This window comes from Saccharopolyspora rosea, from assembly GCF_025643595.1.
In the GTDB taxonomy this organism is placed as follows: domain Bacteria; phylum Actinomycetota; class Actinomycetes; order Mycobacteriales; family Pseudonocardiaceae; genus Saccharopolyspora; species Saccharopolyspora rosea.
Map to the genome: position 1 here is coordinate 4,533,517 of NZ_CP102826.1, position 14,029 is coordinate 4,547,545.

Sequence of the window (14,029 nt, forward strand, 5' to 3'; positions counted from 1 at the left end):
ACCCCGCGCGGCCCGGGGGCAAGGGCGGTTCCCGCATCGCGGGCAGACCACTGTGGACGGTTCACAGGGCCTGCACGGTGTTGGGGTACATCTCGTCGAGCACCTCGCCGTGGTTGCGCTCCACGACGCGGCGCTTGATCTTCAGGCTCGGCGTGATCTCGTCGGACTCGATGGTCAGGTCGCGCGGGAGGATCGCGAACTTCTTGATGGTCTCGTGCCGGGCCAGCCCGGCGTTGAGCTCGTCGACGCTGGTGCCGACCAGCTCGTGGACCTTCGCGTGCCGGGTCAGCTGCTCGTAGGTCAGCGCGGCCAGCCCGTTGTGCTGCGCCCAGGCGGTGATCGCCTCCTCGTCGAGGGTGATCAGCGCCGTGCAGTACGGCCGCTTCTCGCCGTGCACCACGACGTTGCTGACGTACGGGCACAGCGCCTTCAGCTTCCCCTCGACCGTCTGCGGCGCGACGTACTTCCCGCCGGAGGTCTTGATGAGGTCCTTCTTGCGGTCGGTGATGCGCAGGAAGCCGTCCTCCAACTCGCCGATGTCACCGGTGTGCAGCCAGCCGTCCGGGTCCAGCACCGCCGCGGTCTCCTCCGGCAACCCGTGGTAGCCGCGCAGCACGCCACCGCCGCGGACCAGCACCTCGCCGTCCTCGGCGATGCGCACCTCGGTGCCGGGCAGCGGTTTGCCGACGGTGCCGAGCCGGTAGTCCTCGGGGCGGTTGACGAAGGTGGCCGCGCTGGTCTCGGTCAGCCCGTAGCCCTCCATGATCGGCACCCCGGCGACCTGGAAGAACTCGGCGATGTCGGGCGCCAGCGCCGCGCTGCCGGAGATGAAGTAGCGCAGCCGCCCGCCGAAGCGCTCGCGCAGCTTGCTGAACACCAACCGGTCGGCGACCGCGCACTGCAACCGCAGCAGCGCCCCCGGCTGCTGCCCCTCGCGGCGCATCCGGGAGGCCCGGATGCCGACCTCGCAGGCCCAGCGGAAGATCCGGTACTTGAGCTCGCCGCCCTCCTTGGCCTGCATGACGACCTTGTTGTAGACCTTCTCGAAGATCCGCGGCGCCCCGGCCACGAACGTCGGCCGCACCTGCGCGAGGTTGTCGACGATCTTGTCCACCCGGCCGTCGACGGCGGTGGGGAACCCGAGCCGGATCTGCCCCATCTGGAGCACCTTGCCGAACACGTGCGACAGCGGCAGCCACAGGTACTGCACGTCGTCCGGGGTGAGCAGGTCGTCGCCCAGGGCCTTGATCGCCTCGGCCTCGTACAGCCAGTTGGCGTGCACCAGCCGCACGCCCTTGGGGCGGCCGGTGGTGCCCGAGGTGTAGATGAGGGTGGCCAGGTCCTCGGTGTCGACCTTGCCGATCAGCTCCTCGAACAGCTCCGGCTGCTCGTCGGCCAGCGCGCGGCCGCGCTCCTCCAGTTCCTCCAGGCGCAGCACCCAGTCCCCGTCGGAGGTGCCGTCGAAGGTGATCACCCGGGTCAGTTCGGGCAGCGAGTCGCGCTGCGAGCGGAGCTTGGCGACCTGGTCGTCGTCCTCGGCGAAGACGATCACGGTGCCCGAGTCGGAGATGATGTAGGTGCAGTCCTCCGGCGTGGTCGTCGGGTAGATCGTGGTCGTCGCACCACCGGCGCAGAGGATGCCCATGTCGGCGAGTATCCAGTCCATCCGGGTGCTGGACAGGATGCCGCAGCGCTGCTGCGAGGTCACCCCGAGCGAGTGCAGGCCCAGCGCGATGGCACGGACCCGTTCCCGGGTCTGGGCCCACGTCAGCGACCGCCATCCCCCGTCCACCGGGTAGCGGAACGCCTCGGAACCTCCCGACTCCTCGACACGGTGCCGAAACATGTCGGGGATGGAGCGGAAGGAGGAGGTGATCTCGGCGTGCATGCGGGGCAAAGTATCGCCAGGTCGGCACGTTGCGCAACGGTTGCGGCGAAATCGAGAACGATCCAGTTCCGGAACCATTACCGCAGCTGAGCAGGGGGTTTCCCGGACGGCAAGAATCAGCTAACAATGTTCGTTTCGGCCGTCACCGCACCTGTCCGGGGTCGTTGCGCACCCCCGCGCGGCGGGCTCGCGGGTACCCGCTTCGGCGGTGTCCGCACCGCGGGTCGGCGGGCACCCGCACGACACCGGGCCGTCACGCGCCGGACATCCCGGCACCGGCCTCCTCGATGGCCTCGTCGATGCGGTGCGCCAGGTCCACGTCGAGCCGGGTGACCCCGCCCGTCGCGCGGGTGCGCACGGTCAGCACCGCCGTGTCGCCCTCCCGCTCCACGGCCGGGCCGCGACCGAGGTCGCGGCGCAGCAGGTCGAGGCGCCCGAGCACGCGGTCCAGGCTGTCCGGCGGCAACTGCACGGTGCGCGACAGCCCGCTGCGGTCACCGGTCCAGTCGGGCAGCCGTTCCAGCTCGCGGCGCACCTCGTCGGCGGTCAGCTCCGGCTGGTGGCCGGTCGGACCGACCACACCGCCGCCCACGTCGGGCGGCGCGGTCAGCGCGCGCATGTCGTCGGGCAGGTCCAGCCGGTCGATCAGGTCGGGGTCCTGGCGGCGGATGGCGGCGAGCACGGCCTGCGCGCGCATCCGCGCCTCGGCCGGCGGGCGCCGCCCCAGCAGCGCGACCCGCTGCACGAAGTCGGTGGCCTCCGCGGGCCGTTCCACGCCGGCGATCGTGAAGTCATCGGTCAGCTCGCCCGGCATCGCGTCGAGCAGGATCTCCCGCGCCTCGTCGTCGAGCGCTCTGGCCAGGGCGGTCACGGTCGTCTCGGCCGCGGCGCGCGCCTCACCCGCACCGAGGCCGGTCATCGCGCACACGTCGTCGAGCAGTCGCCGGTACTCGACCATCACCACCGCCTCCTCCCGCTGAGCACCCATCGCCGCTGGCGGAACCCCAACGGCCCGCCCGACCACCGCCACCCGCAACAGGTTCGAGACAGGCTCTGAGTACCCGTCCGCGACCTCGGTCAACGTGCGAGCGCGGGCAGCACCCGGGAGCCGTAGAAGTCGATCGCCGCGGGCGGGTCGTCCTGGGCGAAGTGCACGAACGGCGTGACCCCCGCGTCGAGGTACCGGCGGAGTCCGGCGACGTGCACCGCCGGATCGGTGCCGGTGAGCCATCCGGCGGTGACCGCCGACAGCGGCGCTCGCTGCGCGGCCTGCTGGATGGCCACCGGGTTCGGCTGGTCGGTCGGCGCGCCCAGGAACCGCCACAACCGCGCGCCCCGCTCGACCGCGGCCTGGTCGCCGACGACGGCGAAGATCTCGGCGAACCGCGGCATGGTCGCCGGATCGCGCCCGGCCTCCCGCGCTCCGGTTTCGAAGGCGCCCCGCAGCCCCGGGTCGAGCGACGCGCCGGACTCGGTGATCCAGCCGTCGCCGTACCGGCCCGCCAACCGGGCGCTGCGCGGCCCGCCCGCGGCGACGTGGATCGGCGGCGGGTGCTGGGGCACGTCGTACAGGCGCAGCTGGTCGGTCCGGTAGAAGCGGCCCTGGAACGAGATCCGCTGCCCGGTCCACAACTGCCGGATGAGCGCGATGGCCTCGACGAGCCGGTCGTGGCGCTCCTGGTAGGGCCCGTAGGAGCCGGTGCCCGCCTGTTCGTTGAGCGCCTCACCGGTGCCCACGCCCAGGAAGGTGCGCCCCGGGGCGAGCAGCTCCAGCGAGGCGAACGCCTGCGCCACGTCCACCGGGTGGTGCCGGTAGGTCGGGCACGTGACGCCCGAGCCGATCACCACCCGCCGGGTGCTCCGGGCGGCCAGCGCCAGCGTGATCCAGGGGAACATCGAGTGCCCCTGGTCGTCCTGCCACGGTTGCAGGTGGTCGCTGGCCCACACCGGGCCGAAACCCGCCTGCTCGGCGCGTTCGGCGAACGAGACCAGCTCGGGCGTGCGGAACTGCTCGTGCGAGAGCACGAAACCGACCCCGGCGGGGCGACCGCCGGAGCCGCCCGCGCACCCGGCGCCGAGCGCACCGGTCAACGCGGCGGTCGAGAGCGCGCCGAACCGCCGCCGGGAGATTCCGGCATCCCGTCCCATCACCGCACCGCTACCCCGGCGCGGGCAGCGGGAAACCTCGTCCGACCACAGTGGACGGTGAGGGACCTTCTGAACCGTTCTGGCAGAAGGGCGTTCGCGCCACCGCCGATCGGCGACCGCTCGTTGACATCCCGGGACCACGATTTGTATCGTCCTGCCCACAGATCTTTAAAACGATTCAGGCATCGGGAGAAGCCGTGCCCGCCTTCGACGACATCGCCCCGCTGCTCGCGCACCTGTCCGTCGAGTTGCCCTCCAGGGCGTTCGTCGCCGAGCCCACCGGGCGCCGCGACCCGTTCGCGGCCCTCGCGGACGTCGCCAGGGTCCACGAGGCGACCGGCCTGACGCCGACCGCCGCGCTGGACCTGCCGCGCGACGCCGTCCGGGATCCGGGCGCGCTGCGCCGGCACGCCGCCGATCTGGGCGTGTCGGTGGGAACCGTCGTGTGCGACAGCGCGCGGGAGGAGCACCGCGGTCTCGCCCATCCCGACCCGCGGGTGCGCCGCCGCGCCCGCGACCACCACTTCCGCTGCCTGGACCTGCTCACCGAGATCGGCGGCCACGACCTGGTCGTGCACCTCGCGGACGGCACGCACCACCCCGGGCAGGACGACCTGCGGGCCCGCCAGGACAGACTCGTCGAGTCCCTCGCGGCACTGCGCGAACGGCTCGCCGACGACCAGCGGCTGGTGCTGCGGCCCTGGACCGCGGATCCCGCTCTCTACCAGACCGACGTGCCCGACTGGGGAACCTGCTTCGCGCACTGCGCCGCGCTCGGCGAACGCGCCGTCGTGGGCCTGGATTCCGGGCAGCACGCGCCGGGCGCGCCCGTCGAGTCCGTGGTCGCGCAGCTGTTGCGGCTGGGCAAATTGGGCGCGTTCGGCTTGCGCCCCCGGCCGCTCGCCGACGACGACCTCATCGTCGGGACCGCCGACTCCTCCCAGTTGTTCCGGATCCTGCACGAGATCGTCCGCGGCGGCGGTCACCGGCCCGGTGGCGTGGCGCTCGCGCTCGACCCGTGCCCGGTCGAACCCGGCGTCGTCGGCCAGGTCCGGTCGGTGCTCACGGTGCAGGAGATGACCGCCCGCGCGCTGCTCGTCGACCGCGAGGCGCTCGACGCGGCGCAGCGGTCGGGCGACGTGCTGGGCGCGCACGAGATCTTCATGGCCGCTTTCCACACCGACGTCCGCCCGTGGCTGGCAGACTGGCGCGCGCACCGCGGTCTGCCCGCCGATCCCGCGGCCGCCGCGTCGGGACATCCCGGCGCCGGGCTCGGCGGCACCCCCGCCCGGCGCGGCGCCTGAGTCCACTCCGGCAGCGCCGCCCGGCGCGTTGCGGTACCGGCGGGACATGTGGACGAGGCTTCCGGGTCGCCCCCCGGAACGCTCCGGCGACGCGGAAGGACGACGAACGGATCATGGTCGGCATCAAGGACGTGGCCCGGCGCGCGGGGGTTTCGATCGGCACCGTGTCCAACGTGGTCAACCGGCCGCACCTGGTGTCCGCCACGACCCGGTCGAAGGTGCTCGCCGTCATCGCCGAACTCGGTTACGTGCGCGACGAGTCCGCGCGGGCGTTGCGCGTCGGCCGCAGCCGCATCATGGCGCTGCTGGTGCTGGACCTGGGCAACCCGTTCTTCGTGGACGTCGCGCACGGCGCCGAGCAGGCCGCGCACGAGGCCGGGCTCCAGGTCATCACGTGCAACAGCGGGCAGCGCAGCGACCGCGAGGAGTCCTACCTCGCGATGTTCGCCGAACAGCGGGTCCGGGGTGTCCTGGTGAGCCCGGTGGACACCTCCGGCGCGGCGTTGGAGACGTTGCGGCACAACGAGATCCCCTACGTGTTCGTCGACCGGCGGATCTCCTCGGACCAGGCCAGTTCGGTGTCGGTCGACGACGTCGCCGGCGGCGCGCTGGCCGCCGCTCACCTGCTGGAGACCGGGCACGCCGACATCGCCTTCATCAACGGCCCGCGACGGCTCGACCAGTGCGCCGACCGGGAGACCGGGGTGCGCACCGCGCTGGCGGGTTCCGGCGCGCGGCTGCGGGTGCTGGAAACCGCCGCGCTGGACGTGCCGTCCGGGCGGGACGCGGGCGCCCGGCTGCTCGACCTCGTCCCGCGCCCCACCGCGGTGTTCTGCGCCAACGACCTGCTGGCGCTGGGAGTGCTGCAGGCGTTGGCGGCGGGCGGGGTGCGGGTTCCCGACGACGTGGCGATCGTGGGCTACGACGACATCGAGTTCGCCCGCGCCGCGGTCGTCCCGCTGACGTCGGTGCGCCAACCAGCCCGGGACATCGGCCGGGCCGCGGCCGAACTGCTCATCGCCGAGACGGCGGAGACCGCGGAACCGCCCGGACACCGGGCCGTGGTGTTCTCCCCCGAACTCGTCGTCCGCGACTCCACCCGCGTCCTGCGGTCGTAGTCCTCGGGTATGACCCGGAAGGCCCGCCGCCGCGGTGGCGTACTCCGGGAATCTGACCCGGGAATCGGTCCGCGGACCGACGATCGATGATCGCCGCGGAACCTACTTTGGCACCGTGATTCCACCGAACGAGAACCCGACGGTCGTCCTGCCGCGACCGGCCGACGAAGCCCCACCCCGCCGGTCCCGGTTGCGCGGCGTCGACCTGGCCCGCGCGCTCGCCGTGTTCGGCATGTTCGTCGCGCACATCGGCCCGAACATGATCAACCCGCACTCCGGCGGCGCGGCGAAGGTGCTGGCAGACCTGAGCGAAGGCCACTCCTCGATCCTGTTCGCCACCCTGGCCGGGGTGTCGCTCGCGCTGCTCACCGGCGGCAGCCGGCCGCACGAGGGCGTGGCGCTGCGCCGCGACCGGATCCGGATCGCGGTCCGCGCGGCGCTGCTGTTCGTGCTCGGCATGGCGCTGACCCAACTCGGCGCGCCGATCATGGTCATCCTGTCGTTCTACGGCGTGTACTTCCTGCTCGCGCTGCCGCTGCTGCGACTGCGACCGGGCGCGCTGCTGGCCACCGCCGCGGTGTGGGCGCTGGTCGCGCCCCAACTGTCGTTCGTCCTCCGGCAGCCGATGGACGCCGACTCGGGTGGCGGCGCGCTCAGCTTCTCCGACCTGACGTCCCTGTCCGGCGCGGGAACGGGCCTGCTGAACCTGCTGCTCACCGGCACCTACCCGGTGCTGACCTGGATGCCGTTCGTGCTGACCGGCCTGGCCCTGGGGCGTTGCGACCTGCGCTCGACGGCGGTGCGGGTGCGGCTGTTCGCCGGCGGCGTCGGCCTGGCGGTGCTCGGGTACGGCTCGTCCTGGTTGGCGCTGAACGTGTTCGGCGGTCTGCGATCGCTGGAACCGATCCTGAACGCGATGCGCCCGCTGGCCGCCCAATACGGCGTGGCGCCGCTCGACCTGCTGACGATGCACGGGTTCGGCACGGTGCCGACGAGCAACGCCGCGCTGCTGCTGCTGGCCAGCGCCCACACCGGAACGACGTTCGAGATCGTGGGATCCACCGGTTGCGCCCTGGCGGTGCTCGCGCTCTGCCTGGTCGTCGGCGACCGGGTGCGCGCGCTGCTCGCGCCGCTGGCGGCCGTCGGCTCGATGGCCCTGACGGTGTACGTGGTGCAGGCGGTGGCGCTGAAGATCATCGAGGACAACGCGCGCGAGTCGCTGGTGCAGCTGCCGTGGCTGCCGCTGACCGGGCTCGTCGTCGGCTCGCTGGTGCTGTGCGGGCTGTGGCGGCCGTTCCTCGGCCGCGGCCCGCTGGAGTGGCTGCTGCACCGGACCTCGACCCGAACTGCCGACGCGCTCGGATCCCGTCTTTGAACTCGCTTTCCGCGGCGGTGCGAGCTGCGAGACCGCTCACCGAAAGGGAAAGCGGCTCGCGCCGCTCGCCTGATCGTCCGGAAGTCGGTTCGAAGACACGCCCCACGGGCGCGGTGCCGCCAACCGTCCACAGTGGTCAGCCGAACCGGGCCAGGCGCCGCTCCAGGTCGTCGGCGGCGTCCAGGTGCCGCAGCGGTCGCGGGCGCAGCGTCCCGGGATACCGGCCGACCAGCGAGTCCCACAGGTATCGCCGCACCCGGACCGGCGGCGGCAGGATCTCCTCCCCCAGGTAGCTCAGCGGGGTCGTGTCGCCGTCCCCGCTGATCTCCACCCGCACCGCCCATCCGCTGATCTCGTCCCAGGTCAGCAGCAGCGGGAATTCGGCGAACGTCGGCATCCGCGACCGCAGGATGATGATCGCCGTCGCCGGTCCCTCCTCGACGTCGACGTCGACCTCGACGACGTCGTCGTCGAGGACTCCCGCCACCTCGTGCACGTAGTTCACCAGACCGCATGCGGCCCGACTTCTCGCGTCCATGCGTCCCCCTCCGGCTTCGCCTCCCCATCGGCCGGTTTCACCGAGGTTGCCCAGCCCCCGGCGCGCGCCAAACGGCCACCACGGGGTGACGTGCGCGCGCCTCGCCCGGCCGTGGGACCGCCGGTCACAGGTGGCGCAGCCGCGGCCAGATCAGCGACCACGGCGCGGTCCGGCCGCCGCACCACCAGATCGGCGCTTCCTTGCCGTGGGACGGGTTCGGCGACGCGACCAGCCGCACGTCGCTGAAGTACCGGCGCAGCGGTCCGGGGTCGGAGCCGACGAACAGCACGGCGGGATCGCCGTCCGGCGGCGGTCCGAAGTACCAGGCGCCGCGGTGCGGGCTGTGCGCCTCGGGCAACGCGCCCGCGCCGAGCCGGTCGAGGGCGCTGGCCTGCCAGTAGTGCTCGGTGACCACCGAGGTCTCCGCACGGGTGCCCGGCGGGAGCGCCCGGTAGGCGGCCGCGGTCTCGGCCACCACCGGACGCCACCCGGTGCCCGCGTTGGACAGCAGGTCCGCCGGGGTCGACCAGGACGACCACACGGCGAGCACCAGGGCCGCCACCAGGGTCGCGGAGAACCCGTAGGACGCCGGCCCGACGGCCCACCGCAGTCCGCGCGGCCGGGGCCGGGACAGCCACACCGCCCCGGCCGCCCAGCACAGCGGCAGCAGACCCGCGCTGTAGTAGTACCGACCCCCCGCCAGCACGAACACCCCGGTGACGGCCAGCGCGGCGACGCCGAGGAACCGGTGTTCGCCATCGCGCAGCAGCGCCCACAGCCCGCAGCAGGCGACGACGCCGCCGGCCACCACCCCGGCGGTCAGCAGCAGCAACGGCAGGTATCCGATCCGGCCGCCGCCGAGCTGGGCCGACTCCGCGGACACCACCTCGGCCATCCCCAGCTGCGGCCAGCCGTGCCGGGCCTGCCACAGCGCGCTCGGGACGCAGGCCGCGACGGCCGCACCGGCGCCGAGCCACAGCTTCGGCCGCCGCAGCAGCGCCGCGGGTCCGAACAGCAGCGCGGCGCACAGGACCGCCACGCAGAACACGGCGATGAGGTACTTCGCCTGCAACGCGCAGGCGACCACGCCGCCCAGCGCGAGCAGCAGCCGGTCGTCGCGGAGCCGCACCCACCGCACCAGCAGCAGCGCGGCCACCGCCCAGCAGAACACGTCCACCGTCACGGTCACCAGCAGGCAGCCGGTGGCGACCACGTGCGGCGAGACCGAGTAGGTCAGCGCGGCGCGGACCTGCGCGCCGCGGCCACCGCCGAGTTCCCGCGCGATCAGCCCGGTCACCACGGCACCGCCGGAGGTCAACAGCACCGCGGGCAGCCGCAGCCCCAGCCGCGCCCCGCCGAACAGCTCGTCGCCGAGCCGGGCCAGCAGCGGCAGCAGCGGCGGCTGGTCGGCGTACCCCCAGCTGATGTGACGTCCGGCCACCAGGAAGTAGAGCTCGTCCCCGTGCTGTTCGCAGATGCCGGCCAGGACCAGCAGCACGGCGCACAACCCGGCCGCGACCAGCAGCAGCCACCCCCAGGCGGGTCGTCCGACCGCCGCCTCCGGCGGCGCGGCGGCCCGCCGGACCGCCGTCCCCGCTCCCCCGACACCCACCACAGCGGTTCCCCCCCAACCCGCTCAACCCCCGGTGACCGCCCGCCCCGCGCGGTCGCTCTCCCTGCGCAGGTGCGCGCCGCGCTTGGCCAGCAGCGCCACCCCGGCGACCAGCACCAGCGCGCCGAGCGACTCACCGGCAAGCGCCCCCGGCGAGCTCGCCGGGCGCTCGCCGAACCAGCTCGCCCCGGCCGCGACGCTGACCAGCGGGTCCGTCACGGCGATGATGGTCAGCGCCGGGGACAGGAACATGCCTCGCTGGAAGGCGTGCTGGCTCAACAGGAATCCCGACGGGCCCACCACGCACACCGCGTACAGCGTCCAGTGCGTGAACGGTGCGGTGATCCCGCCGAACCGCAGCTGCGCCGCCACGGTCTTCAGCAACGCCGCCGTGACCCCGTACAGCACGCCGGTGGCCAGGGCCAGCGCCAGCACCTTGACCTCGTCGCGGGCGCGGAAGGACACCACGACGCACGCCGCGACGATCGCGGCGAACAGCGCGGCCAGCGGCACCGCGTCCATCCCTATGTCCACCCGCCGCGGCGCCGTCGGCCGGGCGACGGCCAGGAACGTCGACAGGCCCGCGATGCAGCACACCACTCCGAGCAGCAGGATCCGGTCCGGCCTGCGCCCGGAGAACCACGCCGCGAACACCGCGGCGAACAGCAGGCTGCTCAGCAGCAGCGGTTGCACGAGCATCAGCGGTCCGAACGCCAGTCCGACCATCTGCAACGACAGCCCGGCGACCACCGTCACGACGCTGCCGATCCACACCGGATCGCGCACCAGCGCGACCAGCAGCCGCGGGTTGGTCGCGGCCAACTGCGGCGCCTTCTTGGTGGCCTGCTGCTGGACCACGCTGGCCATGCCGAAGCTGGCCGCGCCGACCACGGCGGCCGGGACGGCGATGGCCAGGACGGAGCCGTCGGTGCTCATCGCCATCATCGTCCCCGACAGCACGGCACGCGCTAGCCGAAACCGGCCCGGACGGCTCCGCCCTGCGGCTCTGTTCCACGAGCGGCGTCAGCCGCTCGCTCTCGCACCGCGAACGCGTTCCACTTCGAAGGCCCGTTCGCGTCAGGGCCGGACGACGCGCACCGAGCCGCCGAGGTTCTCGTCGTCGCTGCCCACCAGCACCCCGTCGCCGAGACCGGTGATCCCCTCGACCTTGTGGCCGTCGAACCGGGCGAGTTCGCGGGGCTCGTGGTCGGCCGCCACGCTCACCTCGTCGCCGTCGCGGACCACGCGGCCCGCGACGTAGAGCGCCGATTGGAACGGACCGTCGTCCCCGGGGTCCGAGGCGGAGGAGACCAGGACCGCGCCGTCCGGCCGCACCTGCAGGTCCGAGACGTGCCGGACGTCCGCGGTCGGGAACGGGGCGCGGAACGGCACCGAGCGCACCCGGCCGAACCGCCCGGTGGCCGCGTCGAAGGTCGCCGCGTACAGGGTGCCCGGCCGGGCGCCGTCGCCCCGCTCGGCCCACACCGCGACCAGTCCACCGCCGATCCTGGCCAGGCCGAACCCCTCGTAGTTCGGGTACGCCCGGTCCTGCGGGAGCGGGAACGCGCCGAGCACGGTCACCGCGTCGCGGTCCAGGCGGATGTGGAACGCGCGCCCGGAGCTGGCCAGCGCGACGTACTCGCCGGGGGCCTGCGGAACGGCGCCGATCGCCTCCAGGTCGACGGGCAGCTCACCGTGCCAGGCCAGCGGGCGCACGCCCGTCAGCTCGCCCTCGTGCAGGTCGACGAGGGCGGCGCGGTTCTCGCCCGGCTTCTTGTTGTCCCGCACGACGACCGCCCGCGCGTCGGACGCGGTGCCGTCGGCGAGGGCGATCCCGCTGATCCCGGAGGTCATCCCCGGGCCGACGAACTGCCAGTCGTCGGCTGGTGCCGCGACGGCGACCGGCCCGGTCAGCGCGAACACGACGGCGGCGGCGCCGACGAGCGTTCTCCTCATCTCGACCTCCCATGTCAGACAGCAGCGGATCGCGGTCCCCGGGTACAGGTACCCGGGGAGATCGAACAAGTCAATGGGATTCGGGACAACTGCTCACGGCACCGCCGGCGCGGCACGGCTACCTGTCTGACATCCACCCCGACCGCGGATCGGCCACTGGTCCACTGTGGACGTCCACTGCGGACAGACCTCGGGGCGACGCATCGACGAGTTTGCGCAGCAGGTCGCGCAGGATGCCGGGACCGTCGAGGGTGAGCACGGATTCCGGGTGGAACTGCACGCCCGCCAGGCCGGGACCGCGCAGCGCGACCACCTCGCCGGTACCCGGGTCCTCGCACAGTTCGACGCCGCGCGCGGCCAGGCGCCTGCGGTGCGCGTCGTCGGCGCGGACGGCGAAGGAGTTGTAGAACCCGACCGCCGCGTCGCGGCCGAAGACGTCGACCTCGCGCTGGAGTCCCTGGTGCGGGCGCGCTTTCCGGTGCGCGGGCAGGCCGAGGTGGCGGGCGAGCAGTTGGTGGCCCAGGCAGATGCCCAGCACCGGCGCGGTGTCCGGCCCGGTGACCAGTCGAGCGGCCAGGTCCCGCAGGCGGCGCATCCGGGCGTCGCCGCCGTCCGGATCGCCCGGGCCGGGACCGAGGACGACGACGTCCGGCCGCGCGCCGAGCAGCGCGGGCAACGCCGGGTCGTCGAAGCGGCGCACCGCCGGGTCCAGCCCGACCGCGCGGAGCTGGTGGGCCAGCATCGCCGTGAACGCGTCACCGGTGTCGATGACCAGGGCCGACCCCAGCCGCTCGGCGGCGGGCTCGGCCGGGCGCGTCCAGAACGGCGCGAGCGAACCACGCCGCCGGTCGAGCGCGGGCCCGACGCGCGGGTCCGCCGCCAGCGGCGCCGCACCGCGCCGGTGCGGGCGCGCGCGGTCGACGCCCAGCGCGCCGAGCACGCCCGCGACCTTGGCCCACGTCTCGGCGACCTCCGAGGCCGGGTCGGAGTCCCGGACCAGCGTCGCGCCGACCGGCACGCGCACGTGGCCGTCCGGTGCGACGTCGGCGGCCCGGATCAGGATCGGCGAGTCCAGCCGGTCGCCGGTCCGGTCGCGGGAGAACAGCGCCAGCGCGCCCGCGTAGTAGCCGCGCCCGGACGGCTCGAACCGGCGGATCACGCGGCAGGCGTTCTCCAGCGGGCTGCCGGTCACGGTCGCGGCGAACATGGTCTCGCGCAGCACGTCGCGCGGGTCCATGGCGGTGCGGCCGCGGATCTCGAACTCGGTGTGCGCCAGGTGCGCCATCTCGCGCAGGAACGGGCCGCGCACCCGTCCCCCGTCGGCGCAGACCGCCGCCGTCATCTTCAGCTCCTCGTCGAGGACCATCGCGAGTTCGTCGACCTCCTTGGGGTCGTCCAGGAACCGCAGCAGGCCCTCGACGTCCGGTCCGGACCCGGGGTAGCGGTAGGTGCCGCTGATCGGGTTCATCACCACCTCGCCGCCGTCGAGCCGCACGTGCACCTCCGGGCTGGCGCCCACCAGCGTCCGCTCCCCGGTGTGCACCGCGAAGGTCCAGTAGGCGCCGCGCTCGGCGGCGAGCAGGCGGCGGAACAGGGTCAGCGCGGTGACCGGCGACCAGTTCGCCACGCTGGCCCGGAAATCCCGCCGGATCACGAAGTTCGCGCCCTCGCCTGCGGCGATCTCGTCACCGACCACCCGGTCGACGATCCGCGCGTAGGCCGCGTCGTCGACGTCGAAGGCCCCGTCGCGCAGCACCACCGGCGCGTCCGGCAGCGCGGCGAGGACGTCCTCGACGTCGAACCGGTGGCTTTCGCCGACGACGAGCACGCGCAGCGGCGTCGCGTCGTCGTGGCAGTCGAAGCCGCGTTCGCGGATCTGCCGGAACGGCACCACGGCGAGCGCCTGGTGCCCGGTGCCGGCCCCCAGCGGGATGTCGGCGAGCCGCTCGACGGTGCGGACGTCGCCGATCAGCACCTCGACGGGTCCGGGCCGACCGGCCTCGGGGTCCCAGCGGCGCAGCAGCGCGAAGGCGGGCGGGTCGGCGACGGCCAGGCGGGCGAGGACCTCGGCGGGCTGGGCGGTGTCCATG

The 14,029-nt window shown here is 73.7% G+C and carries 11 protein-coding genes; 3 read left to right on the top strand and 8 right to left on the bottom strand.

Features of this window, described 5'->3' with window-relative positions; all coding sequences use genetic code 11:
* Positions 1 to 61 precede the first annotated feature (61 nt).
* The 3 genes from NV263_RS20925 to NV263_RS20935 all read right to left on the bottom strand — a co-directional run bounded on the left by NV263_RS20925 (position 62) and on the right by NV263_RS20935 (position 4,036).
* Positions 62 to 1,888, bottom strand: a complete 1,827-nt coding sequence (locus NV263_RS20925; RefSeq protein ID WP_263248232.1) for an AMP-dependent synthetase/ligase — start codon at positions 1,886 to 1,888, stop codon at positions 62 to 64.
* Positions 1,889 to 2,141: 253 nt separating this feature from the next.
* Positions 2,142 to 2,876: a DUF2267 domain-containing protein gene (locus tag NV263_RS20930; protein WP_263248234.1), complete on the bottom strand. Its 735-nt coding sequence runs from the start codon at positions 2,874 to 2,876 to the stop codon at positions 2,142 to 2,144.
* Positions 2,877 to 2,965: 89 nt separating this feature from the next.
* Positions 2,966 to 4,036 (bottom strand): F420-dependent hydroxymycolic acid dehydrogenase, encoded by a 1,071-nt coding sequence (locus tag NV263_RS20935; protein ID WP_263248236.1) that lies wholly within the window; start codon positions 4,034 to 4,036, stop codon positions 2,966 to 2,968.
* Positions 4,037 to 4,233: 197 nt separating this feature from the next.
* Here NV263_RS20935 and NV263_RS20940 point away from each other — a divergent pair, with 197 nt between their 5' ends.
* From NV263_RS20940 to NV263_RS20950, 3 genes are all read left to right on the top strand, one after another.
* A complete protein-coding gene (locus NV263_RS20940) occupies positions 4,234 to 5,340 on the top strand; it encodes a rhamnose isomerase (RefSeq protein ID WP_263248238.1) in 1,107 nt (368 codons plus the stop codon).
* 113 nt (positions 5,341 to 5,453) lie between these two features.
* On the top strand, positions 5,454 to 6,458 hold the full coding sequence (locus tag NV263_RS20945; RefSeq protein ID WP_263248241.1) for a LacI family DNA-binding transcriptional regulator: 1,005 nt from the start codon (positions 5,454 to 5,456) through the stop codon (positions 6,456 to 6,458).
* Between the two features lie 115 nt (positions 6,459 to 6,573).
* Complete coding sequence (locus tag NV263_RS20950; protein WP_263248243.1) at positions 6,574 to 7,833, top strand: DUF418 domain-containing protein; 1,260 nt, start codon at positions 6,574 to 6,576, stop codon at positions 7,831 to 7,833.
* A gap of 136 nt (positions 7,834 to 7,969) precedes the next feature.
* Here the strand turns inward: NV263_RS20950 and NV263_RS20955 are convergent, their stop codons facing one another.
* The 5 genes from NV263_RS20955 to NV263_RS20975 all read right to left on the bottom strand — a co-directional run bounded on the left by NV263_RS20955 (position 7,970) and on the right by NV263_RS20975 (position 14,028).
* Positions 7,970 to 8,371, bottom strand: coding sequence for a DUF6292 family protein (locus tag NV263_RS20955; protein ID WP_263248245.1), 402 nt, complete (start codon positions 8,369 to 8,371; stop codon positions 7,970 to 7,972).
* A 124-nt stretch (positions 8,372 to 8,495) separates the two neighbouring features.
* The gene (locus tag NV263_RS20960) at positions 8,496 to 9,983 is read right to left on the bottom strand and encodes an ArnT family glycosyltransferase (RefSeq protein ID WP_263248246.1); all 1,488 of its coding nucleotides are present in this window, start codon (positions 9,981 to 9,983) and stop codon (positions 8,496 to 8,498) included.
* A gap of 24 nt (positions 9,984 to 10,007) precedes the next feature.
* Positions 10,008 to 10,919, bottom strand: a complete 912-nt coding sequence (locus NV263_RS20965; protein ID WP_263248248.1) for a DMT family transporter — start codon at positions 10,917 to 10,919, stop codon at positions 10,008 to 10,010.
* Positions 10,920 to 11,060: 141 nt separating this feature from the next.
* Positions 11,061 to 11,939, bottom strand: coding sequence for a hypothetical protein (locus NV263_RS20970; protein ID WP_263248249.1), 879 nt, complete (start codon positions 11,937 to 11,939; stop codon positions 11,061 to 11,063).
* Between the two features lie 118 nt (positions 11,940 to 12,057).
* A complete protein-coding gene (locus NV263_RS20975; RefSeq protein WP_263248250.1) occupies positions 12,058 to 14,028 on the bottom strand; it encodes an anthranilate synthase family protein in 1,971 nt (656 codons plus the stop codon).
* Between the last annotated feature and the right edge of the window lies 1 nt (position 14,029).

Bases quoted from the DNA above. Each gene is read 5' to 3' on its own strand.
- NV263_RS20975 (WP_263248250.1), bottom strand. From the start codon at position 14,028: ATGGACACCGCCCAGCCCGCCGAGGTCCTCGCCCGCCTGGCCGTCGCC.
- NV263_RS20930 (WP_263248234.1), bottom strand. From the start codon at position 2,876: ATGGGTGCTCAGCGGGAGGAGGCGGTGGTGATGGTCGAGTACCGGCGA.
- NV263_RS20965 (WP_263248248.1), bottom strand. From the start codon at position 10,919: ATGAGCACCGACGGCTCCGTCCTGGCCATCGCCGTCCCGGCCGCCGTG.
- NV263_RS20935 (WP_263248236.1), bottom strand. From the start codon at position 4,036: ATGGGACGGGATGCCGGAATCTCCCGGCGGCGGTTCGGCGCGCTCTCG.
- NV263_RS20925 (WP_263248232.1), bottom strand. From the start codon at position 1,888: ATGCACGCCGAGATCACCTCCTCCTTCCGCTCCATCCCCGACATGTTT.
- NV263_RS20970 (WP_263248249.1), bottom strand. From the start codon at position 11,939: ATGAGGAGAACGCTCGTCGGCGCCGCCGCCGTCGTGTTCGCGCTGACC.
- NV263_RS20955 (WP_263248245.1), bottom strand. From the start codon at position 8,371: ATGGACGCGAGAAGTCGGGCCGCATGCGGTCTGGTGAACTACGTGCAC.
- NV263_RS20945 (WP_263248241.1), top strand. From the start codon at position 5,454: ATGGTCGGCATCAAGGACGTGGCCCGGCGCGCGGGGGTTTCGATCGGC.